Consider the following 18,469-nt stretch of genomic DNA (forward strand, 5'->3'; position numbering starts at 1 on the left):
CCGTCAAGCTCGCTACCAGCTCTTTCGCGCTTCCTTGCGATCAACCGGTTGAGCACGCCTCCCCGCGACCCAATTCCGGCGTTCTTCGGAGACTAACAGCGCAACCTGCCAAAGCCTGAATCTCGAACCCCTGGGTTCTATCGTTGCGGCGATGGCATTTCACCTGCGCCGGGCCGAGCGGACCGACACGCTCGCCGACGGGCTCGCCCGGCTGCTGGCTGAACCCGTCCTGGATCCCTTTGCCCAAGAGCTGGTGCTGGTGCCGGCCAAGGGTGTCGAACGGTGGCTGAGCCAACGGCTATCGGACCGGCTCGGGGTGTGCGCGGCGGTGCAGTTCCGGAGCCCGCGCTCGCTCGTCGCCGAGCTCACCGGCACGCTCGACGACGATCCCTGGTCACCCGATGCGCTGGTCTGGCCGCTGCTCTCGGCGATCGACGAAAACCTGGACCGGCCCTGGGCCGCACCACTGGCCACACATCTCGGGCTCTTCGAAGCCGGTGAAGAACGTGAGCTGCGCCAAGGCAGGCGTTATGCCGTGGCGCGGCGGCTTGCGGGATTGTTCGCGTCCTACGCACGGCAGCGCCCGCAGCTGTTGATCTCCTGGCTCGACGGTGACGCGGTCGAGCCGGATCTAGCGTGGCAGCCGCCGCTGTGGCGGGCGCTGGTTTCGCGGGTCAAGGCAGTCCCCCCGCATGTTCGGCACCGTCAGGTTCTGGCACGCCTGCGGGAGGCGCCGTCGGATCTGCCGGAACGGATATCCCTGTTCGGGCATACCCGGCTTCCGGTCACCGATGTCGAGCTGCTCGAGGCGCTGTCAACGCACCACGATCTGTACCTGTGGCTGCCGCACCCCAGTGACACGCTCTGGCACACGCTGCGCAACGAGCGTGGCCCGGCTCCGCGGCGCGCGGACACCGGGCATCGCGCCGTGCGCCACCCCCTGCTGGCCACGCTGGGCCGGGATGTGCGTGAGCTGCAACACGTGTTACCCGACCCCGCGTCCGACGAATATCTCAGTGGGACAACATTTTCCGATACGTTACTGGGCTGGCTGCAATCCGATCTCGCGGCCGATGAGACACGTCCGCACGGGCGGGAACTCGCGGTAGGTGACCGCTCGGTGCAGGTGCATTCCTGCCACGGCCCCGCCCGGCAGATTGATGTGCTCCGCGAGGTCCTGCTGGGACTACTCGCCGACGATCCGACGCTGGAGCCGCGCGACATCCTCGTCATGTGCCCGGACATCGAGACGTACGCACCGTTGATATCGGCCAGGTTCGGTCTCGGCGAGTCGGTGCCCGGTGCCCATCCGGCTCATCAACTGCGGGTACGACTTGCCGATCGTGCTCTGGTGCAAACCAATCCGCTGTTGACGGTGGCCGCACAGGTGCTGGGCCTGGCCAGTGGGCGGGCCACCGCCAGCGAGGTCCTGAATCTCGCGGAGTCGGCGCCGGTGCGCATGCGATTCGGCTTCACCGACGACGATCTGGACGCGATCACCGCGTGGGTGCGGGAGGCGAACATCCGTTGGGGATTCGACCCCGAGCATCGCGCACCCTATGGAGTCGATTTCCTGCACAACACCTGGCGTTTCGGTATCGATCGGGTACTGGCCGGGGTGGCGATGTCCGAGGATTCACACGCCTGGCTGGGTGCCACGCTGCCGCTCGACGATGTGAGCAGTAACCGCGTCGAGCTGGCCGGCCGCTTTGCCGAGTTCATTGCCCAACTCCACACCACCGTGACTTCACTGACCGGCACCCGGCCCCTGGATGAGTGGCTATCCGCCCTGTCGACGGGTATCGATGCCCTGTCCGAGGATGCGGAGGACTGGCCCCGCGCCCAGATGCTGCGTGAGTTCGCGGAGATCCAGGCGCACGCCGATCCGGTCTTATTGCGACTCAGTGATATCCGCGCACTTCTGGATCGCCATCTGGCCGGTCGACCTACGCGCGCCAACTTCCGCACCGGCACTTTGACTGTCTGCACCATGGTGCCGATGCGTTCGGTTCCGCATCGGGTGGTCTGCCTCGTCGGGCTCGATGACGGCGTCTTCCCGCGGCTCGGCGCCGTCGACGGGGACGACGCGCTGGCCCGCGATCCGATGACGGGTGAACGCGATATCCGCTCCGAGGACCGGCAATTGCTGCTCGACGCCATCGGTGCCGCCACCGAAACCCTGGTGCTCACCTACACCGGCGCCAACGAATACTCGGGGCAGGCCCGGCCCCCGGCGGTGCCGCTCGCCGAGCTGCTGGACGCGTTGGACATCACCACGGCGCGGCCGGTGCGTTCGCGGGTGCACGTGGTGCACCCATTGCAGCCGTTCGATATTCGCAACGTGACACCGGACGGCGTGATCCCCGGGCACCCCTTCACCTTCGACACCACCGCCCTGATCGCCGCCCGCGCCGCCGCGGGTGCGCGCGCCGAACGGCCCTCGTTCATCTCGGGTCCGCTACCAGCACCGTCCGTCACCGACGTGGCGTTGGCGGACCTCGTCGCATTCTTCAACCACCCCATCAAGGGATTCTTCCGCGCCCTGGACTACACCCTGCCGTGGGATGTGGACGGCGTGTCCGATGACATGCCCGTCGAGATCGACGCGCTCGAGGAGTGGACGGTGGGTGACCGCATGCTGGCCGACATGCTGCGCGGTATGTCGCCAGCCGACGCCCAGCAGGCCGAATGGCGGCGCGGCACGTTGCCCCCCGGCCAGCTGGGCTGGCGGCGGGTCTCCGAACTGCGGGACCGTTGCGCCGCTCTCGCCGAGGAGACCAGGGGCTACCGAACCGATGACACTCGAGCCTTCGATATCGATATCGATCTCGGCGATAGCCGCCGGCTCACCGGCACCGTCTCCCCCGTGTTCGGCGAGCGACTGGTGTCGGTCACCTATTCGCGGCTCGATGCCAAACATCTGCTGCAGTCGTGGATTCCGTTGGCGGCATTGACGGCACACGATCCCCAGCAGGACTGGTCGGCGGTGTGCATCGGCCGCGCCCGACGTGGCCCGAAACCACTGGCGCGGACGCTCGGGCGGCCCACCGATCCGGTAGGCGTACTACGTGACTTGGTGGCCATCTACGACGCAGGGCGCCGCGAGCCGCTGCCGTTGCCACTCAAGACCTCCTACGCATGGGCAGACGCCCGTCAAACACGCGATGACCCCGAACTGCAGGCCGGATATCGTTGGCGCTCCGGCAATTTTCCCGGCGAGGACGCGGACCCGGCCGTCGAGCGAGCGTTCGGTAAGGGTGTCTGGCTGCGCCATCTGATGCAGCCATTGCGGCCCGGCGAAGAGACCGAGGGCGAAACAAACCGTCTCGGTGCGTATTCCGCGCGGTTGTGGTTACCGCTGCTGCGCGCGGAGCGGGGCTCATGAAACGCTTTGACCTGTTGGGGCCGCTGCCCGTTGAGCGCTCCACCACCGTGCTGGAGGCCAGCGCCGGAACCGGAAAAACATTCGCATTGGCGGGTTTGGTTACCCGGTACGTCGCCGAGGGTGTCGCGACGCTGGATCAGATGCTGCTGATCACGTTCGGCCGCGCCGCCAGCCAGGAACTCCGCGACCGGGTTCGCGGCCAGATCGTGGATGCGTTGCGGGCCTTCGAGGATCCATCGACGGCGCGCACGGATCTGACGCGGTATCTGATCTCAGCCGACCATGAGGTGCGCCAGCGGCGGCTGCGGGACGCGCTGGCAGGTTTCGACGCGGCGACCATTGCCACCACGCATCAGTTCTGCCATATCGTGCTCAAATCCCTGGGTGTGGCTGGGGATAGCGATTCCGGCGTGACGCTGGTCGAGAACCTTGACGACCTGGTCTGCGAGATCGTCAACGACCGGTATCTGACGCATTTCGGCAAGGAACGTGACAACCCTCCGCTGAGCCACCCGGCAGCGTTGCGCCTGGCCAGGGAGGTGGTACGCAATCCGGCAACCCAGCTGCGTCCGCTGGAGCCGGATGCCGACTCGTACGCACGGGCCGCGCTGACCTTCGCCCGGGATGTACTGGAGCAGTTGGAGATTCGTAAGCGCCGCCGCAGCATTCTCGGGTTCGATGATCTGCTGACCCGCCTGGCTGATGCGCTGGACGCCCCGGATTCCCCGGCGCGGGCACGGATGCACCAGCGCTGGCCCATCGTCATGGTGGACGAGTTCCAGGACACCGACCCGGTGCAATGGCAGGTCCTGGAGCGGGCCTTCTCCGGGCGCTCGACGCTGATCCTGATCGGTGACCCCAAGCAGGCCATCTACGCGTTTCGGGGCGGGGATATCGACACCTATCTGCGTGCGGCGGCCACTGCCGGCGACAAGCAGACGTTGGGCACCAACTGGCGCAGCGATGCCGCGTTGGTGGACCGGCTGCAGGCGGTGCTGCGGGGTGCGCAGCTGGGCGGCCCGGACATCGTGGTCCATGACGTCGAGGCGTACCACCAGGGGCATCGGCTGGTAGGTGCCCCGCACAACGACCCTTTTCGGCTGCGGGTGGTGTCGCGAAATCGGGACGGCATCAAGGTCATTCCCATCGCCGAGCTGCGGCGCAGCATCGGCAAGGATCTCGCCGCCGATATCGGCGCGCTGTTGTCCAGCGGGGCCACCTTCGACGGCCGACCGGTCCGGGCCCGGGACATCGCGGTGATAGTGGAGGCGCACAAGGATGCACGCGCATGTCACACGGCATTGGCCGAGGCCGGGATTCCCGCTGTCTATACCGGCGACACCGACGTGTTCAGTTCCGATGCGGCACAGGACTGGTTGTACCTGTTGGAGGCGTTCGATCAGCCGCACCGACCCGGTCTGGTGCACGCGGCCGCGGCGACGGTGTTCTTTGGTGAGACGGCGGAAACTCTTGCCGCGGGCGGCGAATCGTTGACCGATGAGATCGCGGCCACCCTACGGGCGTGGGCGGGACGAGCGCGCGAGCGCGGAGTCGCGGCGGTACTCGAGGCCGCGCAACTGGCCGGCATGGGGAGCCGGGTGCTGTCCTGGCGGGGCGGCGAGCGGATGATGACCGATCTTTCCCACCTGACGGAGCTGCTGCAGGACACGGCGCACCGCAATGGCTTCGGGTTGGCCGCGCTGCGCGATTGGTTGCGTACGCAGTGCTCGGAGGGCGGGGCCGAGGCCGAACGCAACCGGCGGCTGGACAGTGATGCCGCGGCCGTGCAGATCATGACGGTGTGGGTAAGCAAGGGGCTGCAGTTCCCCATCGTGTATCTGCCGTTCTCATTCAATCGACATGCCCCGGAACGCGATTACGTGCTGTATCACGAGGATGGAGTGCGTTGTCTGCACATCGGCGGCAGAGACGATCCTGACTACTCGATGGCCGATCTGGCGGGCCGCACCGAGGCGGCCCGTGATGCCAGTCGGCTCACATACGTGGCCCTGACGCGGGCGCAGTCCCAAGTGGTGGCGTGGTGGGCACCGTCCTTCGACGAGCCCAATGGTGGCCTGTCTCGGCTGTTGCGCGGGCGTGCTCCCGGAAATCCCTCGGTGCCCGATAAGTGTGCTCCCGCCAAGATTTCCGATGTGGATGCGCTCAAACGGCTGCGCGCATGGGAAGCCGAGGGCGGCCCCGTGATCGAGGAGGCACTGGTCGCCGGATTTGCTCCGGCGGCGGCGCCGTCGATTTCCGGGGATCTGGCGGTGCGGGTGTTTGATCGGCCGATCGATACCGCGTGGCGACGCACCTCGTATTCGGGTCTGCTGCGTGCCGTCGAGGAGTCGGGGGTGTCGAGCGAGCCAGAGGCCGTCGAGCTGGACGACGAGGTGGACGACATTCCGTTGCGGTCGACACCGACGGGCACCGATGTGCCCTCCCCGATGGCGCAGCTGCCAGCCGGGGCGGCCTTCGGTTCGTTGGTGCACGCCGTGCTGGAAACCACGGATCCGTTCTCACCGGACCTGGTTGGGGAACTTCATGCGCAGGTGGTCAAACACGCAGAGCGTTGGCCCGTCGAGGTTCCGGCTCCGGAGCTGGCCGCGGCCCTGGAGCCCATGCATGACACCCCGTTGGGCCCGTTGCTCCCGGGTGCGACACTGCGCGAGATCGGATTGCGGGATCGCTTATGCGAGCTCGATTTCGAGTTTCCGCTGGCGGGTGGTGATGCGGCCGGAGGATCGTTCCCGCGGCTGGCCGATGTGGGCGCGCTGTTAGGAGAGCACCTTGCGGCCGATGACCCACTGGCGGTGTACGCGTCACGGCTGACGGGTCCCGGGTTGGGCGGGCAGAGCCTGCGCGGGTATCTCTCGGGGTCCGTCGATGCGGTGCTGCGGGTCGACTCGCGGTACGTGGTGGTGGACTACAAGACCAACTGGCTGGGCACCGGCGACACACCGTTGACGGCGGCCGACTACTCGAGGCCGCGCATGGTGGAGGCCATGCTGCATTCGGACTATCCGCTGCAGGCGCTGCTGTACAGCGTTGTGTTACATAGGTTCCTGTCCTGGCGACTGCCGGAGTATCGACCGGAGGAGCATCTGGGCGGCACGGTGTATCTGTTCGTGCGCGGCATGTGCGGGGCGGATACACCGGTGGTAGAAGGACATCCGGCCGGGGTATTCAGCTGGCAGCCATCGGCGACCTTGGTGGTCGCACTGTCGGAGCTGCTGTCATGAGGTTGATAGAGGAGTTCGGCGACATTCTCGAATCGGCGGATGTGCTTGTGGCGCAGCGGCTGACAACATTGGCCGCCGAGACTGACGAGTCGGTGGAACTGGCCGTCGCACTCGCGGTGCGGGCGCTACGCGGCGGCTCGGTGTGTGTGGACCTGGCTGCGGTGGCGGCACAGGTGGACGCACCGTCGCTGCCCTGGCCTGCCACAGATGCGTGGTTGGCGGCGGTACGGGCAAGTCCGCTGGCCGGTCAGCCTTCCGTGCTACGGCTTTTCGGCGAGCTGCTGTATCTCGATCGGTACTGGCGCGAGGAACAGCAGGTATGCACGGATGTTCAGGCTTTGATGGCCGCCGCACAACCACACTCCGAAGTGCCCACCTACGAGCGACTTTTCCCACCCGGGTTCGAGGAGCAGCGTGCGGCTGCCGATATAGCGCTGTCACAGGGCCTGACGGTGCTGACGGGCGGACCGGGAACCGGCAAGACCACCACGGTGGCGCGGCTGTTGGCGCTGCTGGCCGAACAGGCATCATCAGCGACCGCGTCGCCGCTGCGTATCGCACTGGCGGCGCCGACAGGCAAGGCGGCGGCCCGGCTGCAGGAAGCGGTGCAGCTGGAGGTCGGCAAGCTGGATCCCGTCGACCAATCGCGGCTTGCTGGGCTGCAGGCGACCACGCTGCATCGGCTGCTCGGATCACGGCCCGATACGTCGTCCCGGTTTCGGCATCATCGCGGAAATCGGTTGCCGCACGACGTGATTGTGGTGGACGAGACGTCGATGGTGTCGCTGACCATGATGGCGCGACTCTTGGAGGCGGTGCGCCCGCAGGCCCGGCTATTGCTGGTGGGCGACCCGGATCAGCTGGCATCGGTGGAGGCCGGAGCGGTGCTGGCCGATCTGGTGCAGGGCCTGGGGTCCGCGCGAGTGGCGGCGCTGCGCACATCGCACCGGTTCGGTGCGGCGATAGGCGCGTTGGCAGCAGCGGTACGCGACGGGGACGCCGACCGTGCGCTGGAGGTGCTGGCTTCTGGAGATCCGCATGTCGAATGGTCGACGGATTCGGATGGACTGCGCGATGTGCTTGTCCCCCATGCACTTGCGTTGCGTTCGACGAGTCTGGCGGGTGACGTACCGGCGGCGCTGGGGGTGCTCGACGAGCACCGGCTGCTGTGCGCACACCGGCACGGGCCGTTCGGGGTGACGCACTGGAACCGTCAAGTGGAGCGCTGGATCACCGAGGAGACAGGCGAGCCGCACTGGGCGGCCTGGTATGCGGGGCGGCCGATTCTGGTGACATCCAACGACTATGGGCTGCGGCTGTACAACGGCGACACCGGCGTCACGGTGGCCGGGGCTGACGGTTTGCGCGCCGTATTCGGCGGGGCGTCCTTCGCGACCAGCCGCCTGGTCGAGGTGGAGACCATGCACGCCATGACGATTCACAAGTCACAAGGCAGCCAGGCGAATGAAGTGACTGTGCTGCTGCCCTCTGAGGATTCCCGGCTGCTGACGCGCGAGCTGTTCTACACCGCAGTGACGCGGGCCAAGCAGCGCGTGCGGGTAGTCGGGTCCGAGGCCGAGGTGCGGACTGCGATCCAGCGACAGGCGGTCCGGGCGTCGGGGTTGGGGAAACGACTTAGGGCCGATCAACCATTAGCAGGCGTAACCACGACACCATGACCACTACATATGCCGTCGGAAACATGCCAACAGAACGGCAGAGAAGCCGCATGCGGCCACCTCCACCTCCTCCATCCGGCACACTGGCATAGAAGCCATGACCGCAGCCGTGCTAGGACAGATACACAGATGACGCAACCGCAGTACCCACAAGGCCAGTTCCAGCAGACTCAGCCCCAGCAGTTCCCCACATATCAGCAGCCCAGCCCGTACGGGATGCCTCCGGGCGGCTACGCGCCTGCCCCCAAGCCGCCCCGGCCGCCGCTGACCCCGCAGCAGAAGGCTCTGGCCATCGTCGGCGGCTCGCTCGGCGTCTTCCTGATCGCCCTGCTCGTCCTGGGCCTCACCACCGACAATTCCAGCACCGAGAGTGTCCGGACGCATGCCAGCGACCAGATCATCGATTTGCCCCGCTCCTCCGGCTCCAATGACGAGCAGGACATCAAGGCGATCAAGCAGACCATCTCCGGGATGGCCGAGGCCGCCAAGGCGAACGACTTCAAGAAGATGCTCACCTTCTTTTGCGCCAAGTATCGCGAGGCGTTCAAGGACATCGCCGGCAGCGGTCAGGCACCCGATCTCAACGCCCTGACCAAGTCCGACAACGGCCCGTCGAAAATTACCGGCCTGGACATCAACGGCGACACGGCGGTCATTCACATCACCGACGCCAAAGGCAAGCACGATATCGAGTTCAAGAAGGAGACCGGCGGCTGGAAGTTCTGCCCCAGGGCCTAACAGCTCCACTCGTCCGTGAGTGGATTCCACCGTGGCCGTTGGATATTGCCCGAACGCTCGGCATCCACCGCCGTGGCGCGGGCGACCCGACGTACCGCGTGTCTCCGGGCGGATCCATTACCCGGGGCTCCAACACCCCCGACGGCCCCGGGGTGCTGACGATCTCACGCAAAGACAAGACCGTCATCGGCCGCGCATACGGTGACGGTGCCGAATGGCTACTCGACCGCCTACCACGCCTCCTCGGCGCCGACGACGAGCCCGAAGCGCTCACACCCAAACACGATGCCGTGACCCGATTGATCCAGGGCGCCACGGGCGTCCGACTCGGTGCCACTGATCGCGTCTGGGAGGCCCTCGTACCCGCAGTGCTCGAACAGAAGGTGCCCGGCGCGGAGGCCTGGCGTGCCTGGCGGTATCTGCTCAATCACGTCGGCGTCGATCTCGGCGGCGCCAAGGTGCCGCCGTCGCAACAAGAATGGCTCGACATCCCGTCGTGGGAGTGGCACAAGTCCGGCGCCGAACCGGTCCGCATGCGCACCATCCGGGCCGCCGCCACCGTTGACGTGGAAACGAAACCCGAACACCTGACCTCGATCCACGGCATCGGACCATGGACCGAGGCCGAGATACGGATCCGCGCGCTCGGCGACCCCGACGCTGTTCCCGTCGGCGACTACCACATCCCAGCACAGGTGGGTTTCGCACTCACCGGCCACAAAACCGATGACGCCGGCATGTTGGATCTCTTGGAACCCTATGCCGGGCAACGCTATCGAATTATCAGGCTTATCGAGCTCGTCGCTCCGAAACCCGCCCGGCGCGGATCACGGATGCCGGTGCGCGACTACCGCAACTTCTAAGATCCGACAAGCGGTTCGGTGAGTTTGTGGATAGCCATCGTCGTTGTGGATAACCCCGGCCAGCTGTCGGTCGTCGTGCATAGCCTGCAGGTGTGAGTCCAATCGACGATCTGCTGACGGCTGCAACGGCTGTCGTCGAGTCGTCGTTTGATGAGCTCAACAATCCCGAGTTGCTGTCGGCACTAAGGCAACTGGAGATCGCACAGCGCAAAATCACTGCGGCCTCACACACACTCACCGCCCGGCTAGTGCAACGCGGTTCACCGGCCGCGTTGGGCGGTACGTCGTTCGCGGAAGTGCTGGCACGGCACCTCTCGATAACTACCGCGACCGCCCGGCGCCGCCTCGCCGACGCCGCACATCTCGGCCCGCGGCGTGCATTCACCGGCGAGCCCCTGCAACCTGTACTTCCGTATGTCGCCCACGCATTGCGAGAGGGCCGCCTCGGCGACGAGCACGTGCGGATCATCCGCAGGTTCTTCGATGTATTGCCCGACGCGGTCGACGCCGACACCCGCGAGGCCGCCGAGAAGCAGCTGGCATCCATGGGAACCGAATTCGGCCCGGAACAACTCCGCGCAGGCGCCGATCGGATCGCGGCTCTGGTCAATCCCGATGGGCGGTTCTCTGACATCGACCGCGCCCGCAGGCGGGGCATATCGATCGGACGCCAGGGAGCAGACGGGATGAGCGCTGTCAGCGGCATACTGGATCCAGAGACCCGAGCCTACCTCGACGCGGTGCTGAGCAAGCTCGCCGCGCCAGGCATGTGTGATCCTCGCGATGAATCCCCCACGACCGAAGGTGTACCCGAATCGGCCGCCGCCGAGCGAGATACACGAACTTCCGCCCAACGAAACCACGATGGGCTACGAGCGTGCCTGCGCAGCACCTTGGCCTCGGGCAAGCTGGGCGCACACCATGGACTACCCGTCACCGTGGTGGTCTCGACGACGCTGAGTGAGCTGCAAAGCGCGGCCGGGCGGGCGATATCGGGCAGCGGCAACCTGGTGCCTATCCCCGATCTGATCCGGATGGCTGCCCACGCCTTCCACTACCTCACAATATTCGGCGACGACGGTCGCCCGCTCCACCTCGGGCGGTCCAAAAGGATCGCCACCCCCGATCAACGAATTGTGCTACACGCCAAGGATCGTGGCTGTTCAGCACCCGGATGTACTGTGCCCGGTTACCTCTGCCAGGTTCATCACGTCGACGATTGGCGCGACGACGGGCCCACCGATATCGACAATCTCACCTTCGCCTGCGGCCCACACCATCGGATGCTCCAACGGGGCTGGACCGCCCGAAAACGCCGCAGTGACGGGATTACCGAATGGATTCCGCCGCCGCACCTCGACACCGGCCAGTCCCGCACGAATGACTACCACCATCCTGAGCGGTTCATCCGCGGCCTCTACCCGGCCAGGTGCGCCGACAGCAGCCACGCGGCAATAGATGCCCGCCCATCCGGCTCGATCTGATGCCGCGCGAAGCCCTGCGCAACACCGCGTTCGAATCCGTTGAAGTTCGCGTAGATCTTTGCCGGGCGGATCTCGTCAATGGACCAGTACTTCGACACCACATCCCGCAGTTCGTTTTCGGTGACGGCGTTGACGGGAGACTCCGCCGGGAACGCCGCACGATCGAAAACCAGCACGTAGTAACGCGCCCCAGGCGCGGCGGCCCGGACAATCGAACGCTGGTAGCCCTCACGCAGTTCGACGGGCATCGAATGGAACAGCGTCGAATCGATGATGGTGTCGAAGCGTCCGTCGTACCCGGTGAACGCCGAGATGTCGGCTACCGCGAAACTGGCATTGGTCAAACCACGCTCGGCCGCATAACCTTTCGCCAACTCGATGGCCTTGGGCGCCGAGTCCAGCCCGACGGTGGTGTGCCCCGTCTCGGCCAGATGCAGCGAGGTCGCCGCCTCGCCACAGCCGGCGTCGAGCACTTCACCGTGCACCTTGCCCTCGGCGATCAGTGTCGCGATCTCGGGCTGCGGTTCACCAATGCTCCACGGCGGCCGCACACCCAGACCTTCGGGGCTCTCGCCGCGGTACGCGGCCTCAAACGCAAGATCGAATTCCTCGGTAGCGCTCTTCTCAGTCATGACTCCAGAATGTCAATTCGCCTGACATATGTCAAGGGTGTTGACATTAAAATCGGGAGGCAATTGCCAGAAACGTCCTCAACCGCCAAAATGGAGAAATGAGCAACGACGAGGGGGACGTCACGCCGACTCCGCTACCCCCGGTAGCCCCGCCCGCCTACCCTCCTGCCGCCCCTGGCTATCCCCCGGTGGGCGCGACCGGGTATCCGCCGCCCGGGTTCGGATACCAGCCCCCGCCGCCCGGATACCAAAATCCGCCGGCGGTTCCCCACTGGGTGACACCGGAGCCACCGGCCCTGAAGCCGGGTGTCATCCCGCTACGGCCGCTCGACCTCTCATCGCTCTACAACGGCGCCATCGCGGCAATCCGCGCCAACCCCAAGACCACCATCGGCCTCACCGCCATCGTCGTCATCGTCAGCCAGTTGTTGATCTTCGGAATCCAGGCGGCACCGACGACGGCCATCCTGACGGGTGCCGCGTCCTTCGACAAGAACACCCAGGACTCATTCGGCGCGGCCTTCGGTCTCGGCTACGTGGGCGGCCAGTTGATCGGTGCGGTGGTCACCTCACTGGTCACCATCATCCTGAGCGGAATGTTGACCGTCACCATCGGCCGCTCTGTCTTCGGTGAACGCACCACCATCAAGGAAGCCTGGCAGCGCGCGAAACCTCGTATCTGGGCGTTGCTGGGTGTGGCCCTTGTCGAGCTGCTGCTTTTCGCGGTCGTTCTCGGATTCGGGGTGGCCGTGGTGGTCGGCCTCGCACTGACTATCGGCCCCGCGGGCGCCATCCCCGCCGGATTCCTGTTGGCCCTCGGCTATTTTGCGTTCTACCTCTATTTGATACCCGTGTTCAGTCTCGTTCCGTCCGTTCTGATCCTGGAACACCAGAGCGTGTTCGGCGCGATCGGCCGCTCGGTTTCCCTGGTACGCACGGGCTTTTGGCGGCTACTGGGCATCCTGCTGCTCACCGGCGTCATCGTGGGGTTTGTGTCGATGATCATCGGCATGCCGTTCATCCTCGTCGGGGAGGTCGCGGCCTTCGCGGGCGGCGACCCAAGCAACCTTGGCCCCAAGATGCTGATCATCTTCGCGCTGGCCGCTGTCGGTGCCGTTATCGCCCAGATCATCTCCCTGCCGTTCAAGGCAGCGGTGAACGTGCTGCTGTACACCGATCAGCGGATGCGCACCGAGGCACTGGACCTGGTGCTACAGACGGAGACCAGAACGCGAGAACGCCTCGGCCAGCCGGGTATCGACCCCGATTCCCTGTGGCTGCCCGCGCGTCCCCCGGTCCAGGTGTAATGCCGACCGTCGACATCGACCGCGACTCGGCGGCCGAGGCCGCCCAGCGCGAACTTGCCAAACCGATCTACGAACATCCCTCGCCGCCCGACCGTCTGATCAATTGGCTTCTCGAGCATCTGCGTTACCTGGAGTTCCGGGCCAGTGAGCTGCCCGGAGGCTGGTTCACCATCCTCGTGACCACGCTCATCGTGATCGCCGCCGTGGTGCTGCTGGTTCGCATCGCGCGCCGCGCGGTCCGGACCAAGGGCGGCACCGACTTCGGGCTCTTCGAGTCCGGCGAGCTCACCGCGGCGGAACATCGGGCAGCCGCCGAACTCGCCGCATCCCAGGGTGATTGGGCATCGGCGATCCGGCATCGACTGCGTGCCGTGGCACGCCAGCTCGAAGAACGCATGATCCTCACCCCCGTGCCGGGCCGTACCGCCAACGAGTTGTCCACCGATGCGGCGCGTGAACTGCCCTCACTGACAACGGAATTCCGATCGAGTGCGGAGATCTTCAACGACGTCAGCTACGGCGACAGACCCGGCACCGAGCAGTCGTACCGCAAAATCGCCGATCTGGATGACCACATCCGCGATGCTCCGGTCCTCGTGTCATCCATAGAACCCGGTACAACGACGGGTTGGGAGGCGGTGCGGTGACGACCAACACCGCAACATCACCGCGCCTGCGGGACCGTTGGCGTACCTGGGCGTGGGTCCTGGCCGCGGTGGTCGCCATCGTCGTCACCGGGCTGATCATGACCAAATCGCCTCGGCCCGAGGGGTATTTAGACCCGGAAGCCGTCAACCTGCGCGGCGGGCATGCATTGGCCCAACTGCTGCGCGACCGCGGAGTCACCGTCACACGCGCCACCACCATCGACGAAGTACGTGACGCCATGCACGCCGACAGCCAGCTCATGGTGCTGGACAACGGGAATCTCTCCGACGCCATCCTGGATGCCCTGGGAACACTGCCGGGTGATCGCCTGATGCTGGCTCCCTACTCCGACACCCGTGAGCGGCTGGCCTCGCAGGTGCGCGTCAGCTCGTATGAAAGCGACGAGCTTGTCGAGCCCGACTGCGATCTGCGGGAAGCCCAGCAGGCCGGTGCGATTCAGACGTATATAGGCCCCACCTACACCTTCACCCACCCGGGCCCCGGACAGATCAGCTGCTACGGCGGAACACTGTTGCGCTACCAGGACGGCAACCGCACCATCACCGTGCTCGGCGACGACACCCTGCTCTCCAACAAACAACTGGCCAAGCAGGGCAATGCGGCGCTCGCCATGAACCTGGCCGGACGAAGCTCCCAGCTGGTCTGGTACGTCCCCGAGCGACCGAAGGTCGGCACCAGCGCCAAACCGAAATCGATGAGCGACCTGATCCCCGATCAGGTGAGCATGGCCATCTGGCAGCTCTGCCTCGTGGTGCTGCTGCTGGCCATGTGGCGCGGCCGCCGACTGGGCCCCGTTGTCGCCGAGAAGCTTCCGGTCGTCGTGCGTGCCTCGGAAACCACCGAGGGACGCGGTCGGCTCTACCGATCCCGCCGCGCTCGCGACCTCGCCTCCGAATCGCTGCGGGAGGCCGCCCGCTACCGAATCGTGCGCCGGCTCGGCCTCCCGGTCGACGAGACGCCACAGGTCATCACCACCGCCGTGTCGCACCGAACTGGCCGCAACCCCACGGATATACACCATGTGCTCTTCGGTCCCGTTCCCTCGGACGATCAGCAGCTCACCAATCTGACGCAACAGCTGGACATCATCGAAAGGCAGGTCCGCGAATCGTGACACAGGCAACCACCACCGGGAATTCCGAGGACGCCGCACGCAACGCGCTCGCCGCGCTCCGTGAACAAATCGCCACCGTGGTCGTCGGGCAAGACTCGGTGGTCAGCGGCCTGGTTGTCGCGCTGCTGTGCCGCGGACACGTGCTGCTAGAAGGCGTGCCGGGCGTCGCGAAAACCCTTTTGGTGCGCACACTCTCGGCGGCATTGTCCCTGGAATTCAAGCGTGTGCAGTTCACCCCGGACCTGATGCCCGGTGATGTCACCGGGTCCCTGGTCTACGACGCGCGCACCGCGGCCTTCGAATTCCGCGCCGGTCCGGTCTTCACCAATCTGCTGCTTGCCGACGAGATCAACCGCACGCCACCGAAAACACAGGCGGCACTGCTCGAAGCCATGGAGGAGCGTCAGGTCACCGTCGACGGCACCGCGCGCCCGCTCCCGGATCCGTTCATCGTCGCCGCCACCCAGAACCCCATCGAATACGAGGGCACCTATCAGCTGCCCGAGGCTCAGCTGGACCGCTTCCTGATGAAGCTCAACGTCTCTCTGCCCGAACGTGATCAGGAGATCGCCATCCTGGAGCGGCACGCCCATGGCTTCGACCCCCGGAACCTCTCCCATGTGACTCCGGTGGCCACCGCCGCAGATCTGGAGGCGGGCCGGGCCGCGGTGGGCCGGGTGCTGGTGGCTCCGGAGGTACTGGCTTATGTGGTCGACGTGATCCGTGCGACCCGCCAGTCACCCTCCCTGCAACTCGGCGCGTCCCCACGTGCGGCCACCGCGCTGCTGGCGACATCGCGCGCCTGGGCCTGGCTTTCCGGCCGCAACTACGTCACCCCGGACGATGTCAAGGCCATGGCCCGCCCCACCTTGCGCCATCGCATCGGCCTGCGTCCCGAGGCCGAGTTGGAGGGGGCGACCTCCGATCGGGTTCTGGACGGCATACTCGTCACCGTCCCGGTGCCGCGCTAGTGATTCTGACCGGACGCGCGGGATTGGCGGCGCTGCTCGCCGCGCTGCTGATCCTGGTGTCGCCGTGGCCGGTTAAGTTGTTCTGGCTGCTGCTCCTGGCTCTTACGCTCGCGATCGTCGTCGACATCGTGGCCGCTGCCAGCCCGCGCCGGCTCACCTTCACCCGGTCGGGCCCCGACTCCATCCGGCTCGGCGAATCCGCGGATATCGCATTGCTGATCCAGAATCCCGGCCGCCGGGTGCACGGTTGGGTACGCGACAGTTGGGCACCGAGCATGCGTGCCACGCCGCGCGCGCACCGCGTGAGTCTGCGCTCCGGCGAACGCACCCAGGTCGTTACCTCCGTGCGGCCCTTGCGCCGTGGCGACCACAAACCCGCGACCGTCACGGTGCGCACGGTCGGGCCGCTCGGGTTCGCCGGACGGCAGGGGCGCCACGATGTGCCGTGGCAGCTGCGCGTACTGCCGCCGTTCCTGAGTCGCAAGCATCTGCCGTCCCGGCTGGCCAGACTGCGCGAACTCGAGGGCGCCATCCCGGTCCTGATTCGCGGCCAGGGCACCGAATTCGACTCTCTGCGTGAGTATGTGGTTGGAGACGATGTCCGGTCCATCGACTGGCGGGCCACCGCGCGGCGCAACGACGTGGTGGTGCGCACCTGGCGCCCAGAACGCGACCGTCGCATTCTTGTCGTGCTGGACACCGGCCGTACCTCTGCCGGGCGGATCGGCGTCGACCCGACGTCGGGCGATCCGTCGGGATGGCCCCGGCTTGATTGGGCGATGGATGCCACATTGTTGTTGGTGGCATTGGCATCTCGCGCGGGTGACCGGGTGGACTTCTTGGCTCACGATCGCGCGGTGCGCGCCCAGGTATCCGGAGCATCGCGCAACGAACTCCTGTCCTTGGTCGTCAACGCGATGGCCCCCTTGGAACCGTCTCTCGTCGAGTCCGATGCCCGCGATCTCGTGGCCACCATCCGTCGCAGATCCCGGCATCGCTCATTTATCGTGCTGCTCACCGACCTGAACCCGGCGGCGTTGGAGGAAGGTCTACTGCCGTTGCTTCCTCAGCTGACCAGCCATCACCACCTGCTGGTGGCAGCGGTCAGCGATCCACGCGTCGAGGACATGGCGATGCCCCCGAACTCCACGGGGCCAGGAAATATCAGGTCTCTGGATGTCGAGCAGGTGTACGACGCCGCCGCAGCCGAACGGACCCGCGGTGGGCGCCGGCGCATCGTCACGCTGCTGCGGCGCCAGGGTGTCGAGGTGGTCGACGCGCCGCCCGACGAGATCGCCCCGGCGCTCGCCGACCGATACTTGTCGCTGAAGGCGTCCGGTCGCCTCTGACGCTCAGGCAGCCGGCGCGTAGTCGGGAGCGTTCTCGATATCACCGGATTCATTGGCAGCCACCCCGCGCCGGCCCAGGATCACCACATACGCCAGGAACAGCGCCTCTGCGATTACCCCGATGCCGATGCGGGCCCATGTCGGGAGCGGCGACGGGGTGACCAGCGCCTCGATGAGACCGCTCACCAGCAGCACCGCCACCAACCCGCCTGCCACCGCCATGACGGCGCGGCCCTGCTCGGCGAGCACCTGCGCACGCGGTCGATCACCCGGGTCAATCACCTTCCATCCCAAGCGCATTCCGGCGCCCGCGGCCAGGAAAACCGCCGTCAGCTCCAGCAGTCCGTGCGGAAGGATCAGTCCGAAGAACACATCACCGCGGCCCGCCGCGAACATCAAGCCGCCTGCCACACCCACGTTCGCCGCGTTCATGAACAACACGTACGGGATCGGAAGGCCTAGCAGCACGGCGAAGATGATGCATTGCGCCGCCACCCAGGAGTTGTTGATCCACACATGTAGCGCGAAGGCTGCGGCCGGGTGCTCGCTGTAATAGTTCTCGAAGTCCTCGTTGACCAGGTGCGCGATCTCATCGGGCGTTCCGATCACCGATTGCAGCTCGGGTGAATGCACCACCCAAACGCCGACGGCGACCGCTATCACCATCGATGCGACCGTCGCGCCCAGCCACCAACGCCAGCTGCGGTAGGCGACCACCGGAAAGGACACCGTCCAGAACCGGATGAAGTGCCGCCACAGCGGGGCGTGTTCCCCGGTGACTGCCGAACGCGCGCGGGCAACCAGCGTCGACAGCCGCCCCACCAACGCGGGATCGCCCGAGGCCGAGCGCACGGTAGACAAATGCGTCGACACCTTCTGGTACAGCTCGACCAGCTCATCGATCTCGGGCCCGTTCAGCCGCTGCCTGCGCTTGAGCAGCTCTTCGAGCCGGTCCCATGTCCCCCGATGGGTGGCGACGAATGCGTCCACGTCCATCTGGCAAATACTAGTAAGGATGAGCCGCTTGCGCGAAGAC

At 66.2% G+C, this 18,469-nt stretch carries 13 protein-coding genes; 11 read left to right on the top strand and 2 right to left on the bottom strand.

Annotation, left to right across the window (positions count from 1 at the left end; all coding sequences use genetic code 11):
* Positions 1 to 151 precede the first annotated feature (151 nt).
* The 6 genes from recC (at position 152) to B4393_RS15110 (ending at position 11,391) form a co-directional block, all read left to right on the top strand.
* A complete protein-coding gene (recC, locus tag B4393_RS15085) occupies positions 152 to 3,385 on the top strand; it encodes an exodeoxyribonuclease V subunit gamma (RefSeq protein WP_078334778.1) in 3,234 nt (1,077 codons plus the stop codon).
* A complete protein-coding gene (gene recB / locus B4393_RS15090; RefSeq protein WP_078334779.1) occupies positions 3,382 to 6,627 on the top strand; it encodes an exodeoxyribonuclease V subunit beta in 3,246 nt (1,081 codons plus the stop codon). The genes recC and recB overlap by 4 nt, the downstream gene beginning before the upstream one ends.
* Positions 6,624 to 8,306, top strand: coding sequence for an exodeoxyribonuclease V subunit alpha (recD, locus tag B4393_RS15095; protein WP_078334780.1), 1,683 nt, complete (start codon positions 6,624 to 6,626; stop codon positions 8,304 to 8,306). The genes recB and recD overlap by 4 nt, the downstream gene beginning before the upstream one ends.
* 129 nt (positions 8,307 to 8,435) lie before the next feature.
* Positions 8,436 to 9,044, top strand: coding sequence for a hypothetical protein (locus B4393_RS15100; RefSeq protein ID WP_005086957.1), 609 nt, complete (start codon positions 8,436 to 8,438; stop codon positions 9,042 to 9,044).
* Between the two features lie 38 nt (positions 9,045 to 9,082).
* Positions 9,083 to 9,907, top strand: coding sequence for a DNA-3-methyladenine glycosylase family protein (locus B4393_RS15105; RefSeq protein WP_078334781.1), 825 nt, complete (start codon positions 9,083 to 9,085; stop codon positions 9,905 to 9,907).
* 92 nt (positions 9,908 to 9,999) lie between these two features.
* Positions 10,000 to 11,391, top strand: coding sequence for an HNH endonuclease signature motif containing protein (locus B4393_RS15110; RefSeq protein ID WP_236743176.1), 1,392 nt, complete (start codon positions 10,000 to 10,002; stop codon positions 11,389 to 11,391).
* On the opposite strand, the gene B4393_RS15115 is transcribed toward B4393_RS15110, so the two are convergent.
* Positions 11,325 to 12,023: a class I SAM-dependent methyltransferase gene (locus B4393_RS15115; RefSeq protein WP_078334782.1), complete on the bottom strand. Its 699-nt coding sequence runs from the start codon at positions 12,021 to 12,023 to the stop codon at positions 11,325 to 11,327. The two genes, B4393_RS15110 and B4393_RS15115, sit on opposite strands and share 67 nt — an antisense overlap.
* Before the next feature lie 275 nt (positions 12,024 to 12,298).
* On the opposite strand from B4393_RS15115, the gene B4393_RS15120 reads away from it, so the two are divergent.
* The 5 genes from B4393_RS15120 to B4393_RS15140 are packed head-to-tail and all read left to right on the top strand — an operon-like array spanning position 12,299 to position 17,433.
* Positions 12,299 to 13,330 carry a hypothetical protein gene (locus B4393_RS15120; protein WP_078334910.1) on the top strand — a complete coding sequence of 344 codons (1,032 nt, stop codon included), beginning with the start codon at positions 12,299 to 12,301 and terminating at the stop codon, positions 13,328 to 13,330.
* Positions 13,330 to 13,977 (top strand): DUF4129 domain-containing protein, encoded by a 648-nt coding sequence (locus B4393_RS15125; RefSeq protein ID WP_078334783.1) that lies wholly within the window; start codon positions 13,330 to 13,332, stop codon positions 13,975 to 13,977. The genes B4393_RS15120 and B4393_RS15125 overlap by 1 nt, the downstream gene beginning before the upstream one ends.
* Positions 13,974 to 15,113: a DUF4350 domain-containing protein gene (locus B4393_RS15130; RefSeq protein ID WP_078334784.1), complete on the top strand. Its 1,140-nt coding sequence runs from the start codon at positions 13,974 to 13,976 to the stop codon at positions 15,111 to 15,113. Before B4393_RS15125 ends, B4393_RS15130 begins: the two co-directional genes overlap by 4 nt.
* Positions 15,110 to 16,084, top strand: a complete 975-nt coding sequence (locus B4393_RS15135) for an AAA family ATPase (protein WP_078334785.1) — start codon at positions 15,110 to 15,112, stop codon at positions 16,082 to 16,084. Before B4393_RS15130 ends, B4393_RS15135 begins: the two co-directional genes overlap by 4 nt.
* The gene (locus B4393_RS15140) at positions 16,084 to 17,433 is read left to right on the top strand and encodes a DUF58 domain-containing protein (protein ID WP_078334786.1); all 1,350 of its coding nucleotides are present in this window, start codon (positions 16,084 to 16,086) and stop codon (positions 17,431 to 17,433) included. The genes B4393_RS15135 and B4393_RS15140 overlap by 1 nt, the downstream gene beginning before the upstream one ends.
* Before the next feature lie 3 nt (positions 17,434 to 17,436).
* Here B4393_RS15140 and B4393_RS15145 read toward each other — a convergent pair whose 3' ends face one another.
* Entirely contained in the window at positions 17,437 to 18,429 is a 993-nt protein-coding gene (locus tag B4393_RS15145) for a stage II sporulation protein M (RefSeq protein ID WP_078334787.1), read from the bottom strand.
* Positions 18,430 to 18,469 lie beyond the last annotated feature (40 nt).

It is taken from the genome of Mycobacteroides franklinii, assembly GCF_002013895.1.
GTDB lineage: Bacteria > Actinomycetota > Actinomycetes > Mycobacteriales > Mycobacteriaceae > Mycobacterium > Mycobacterium franklinii.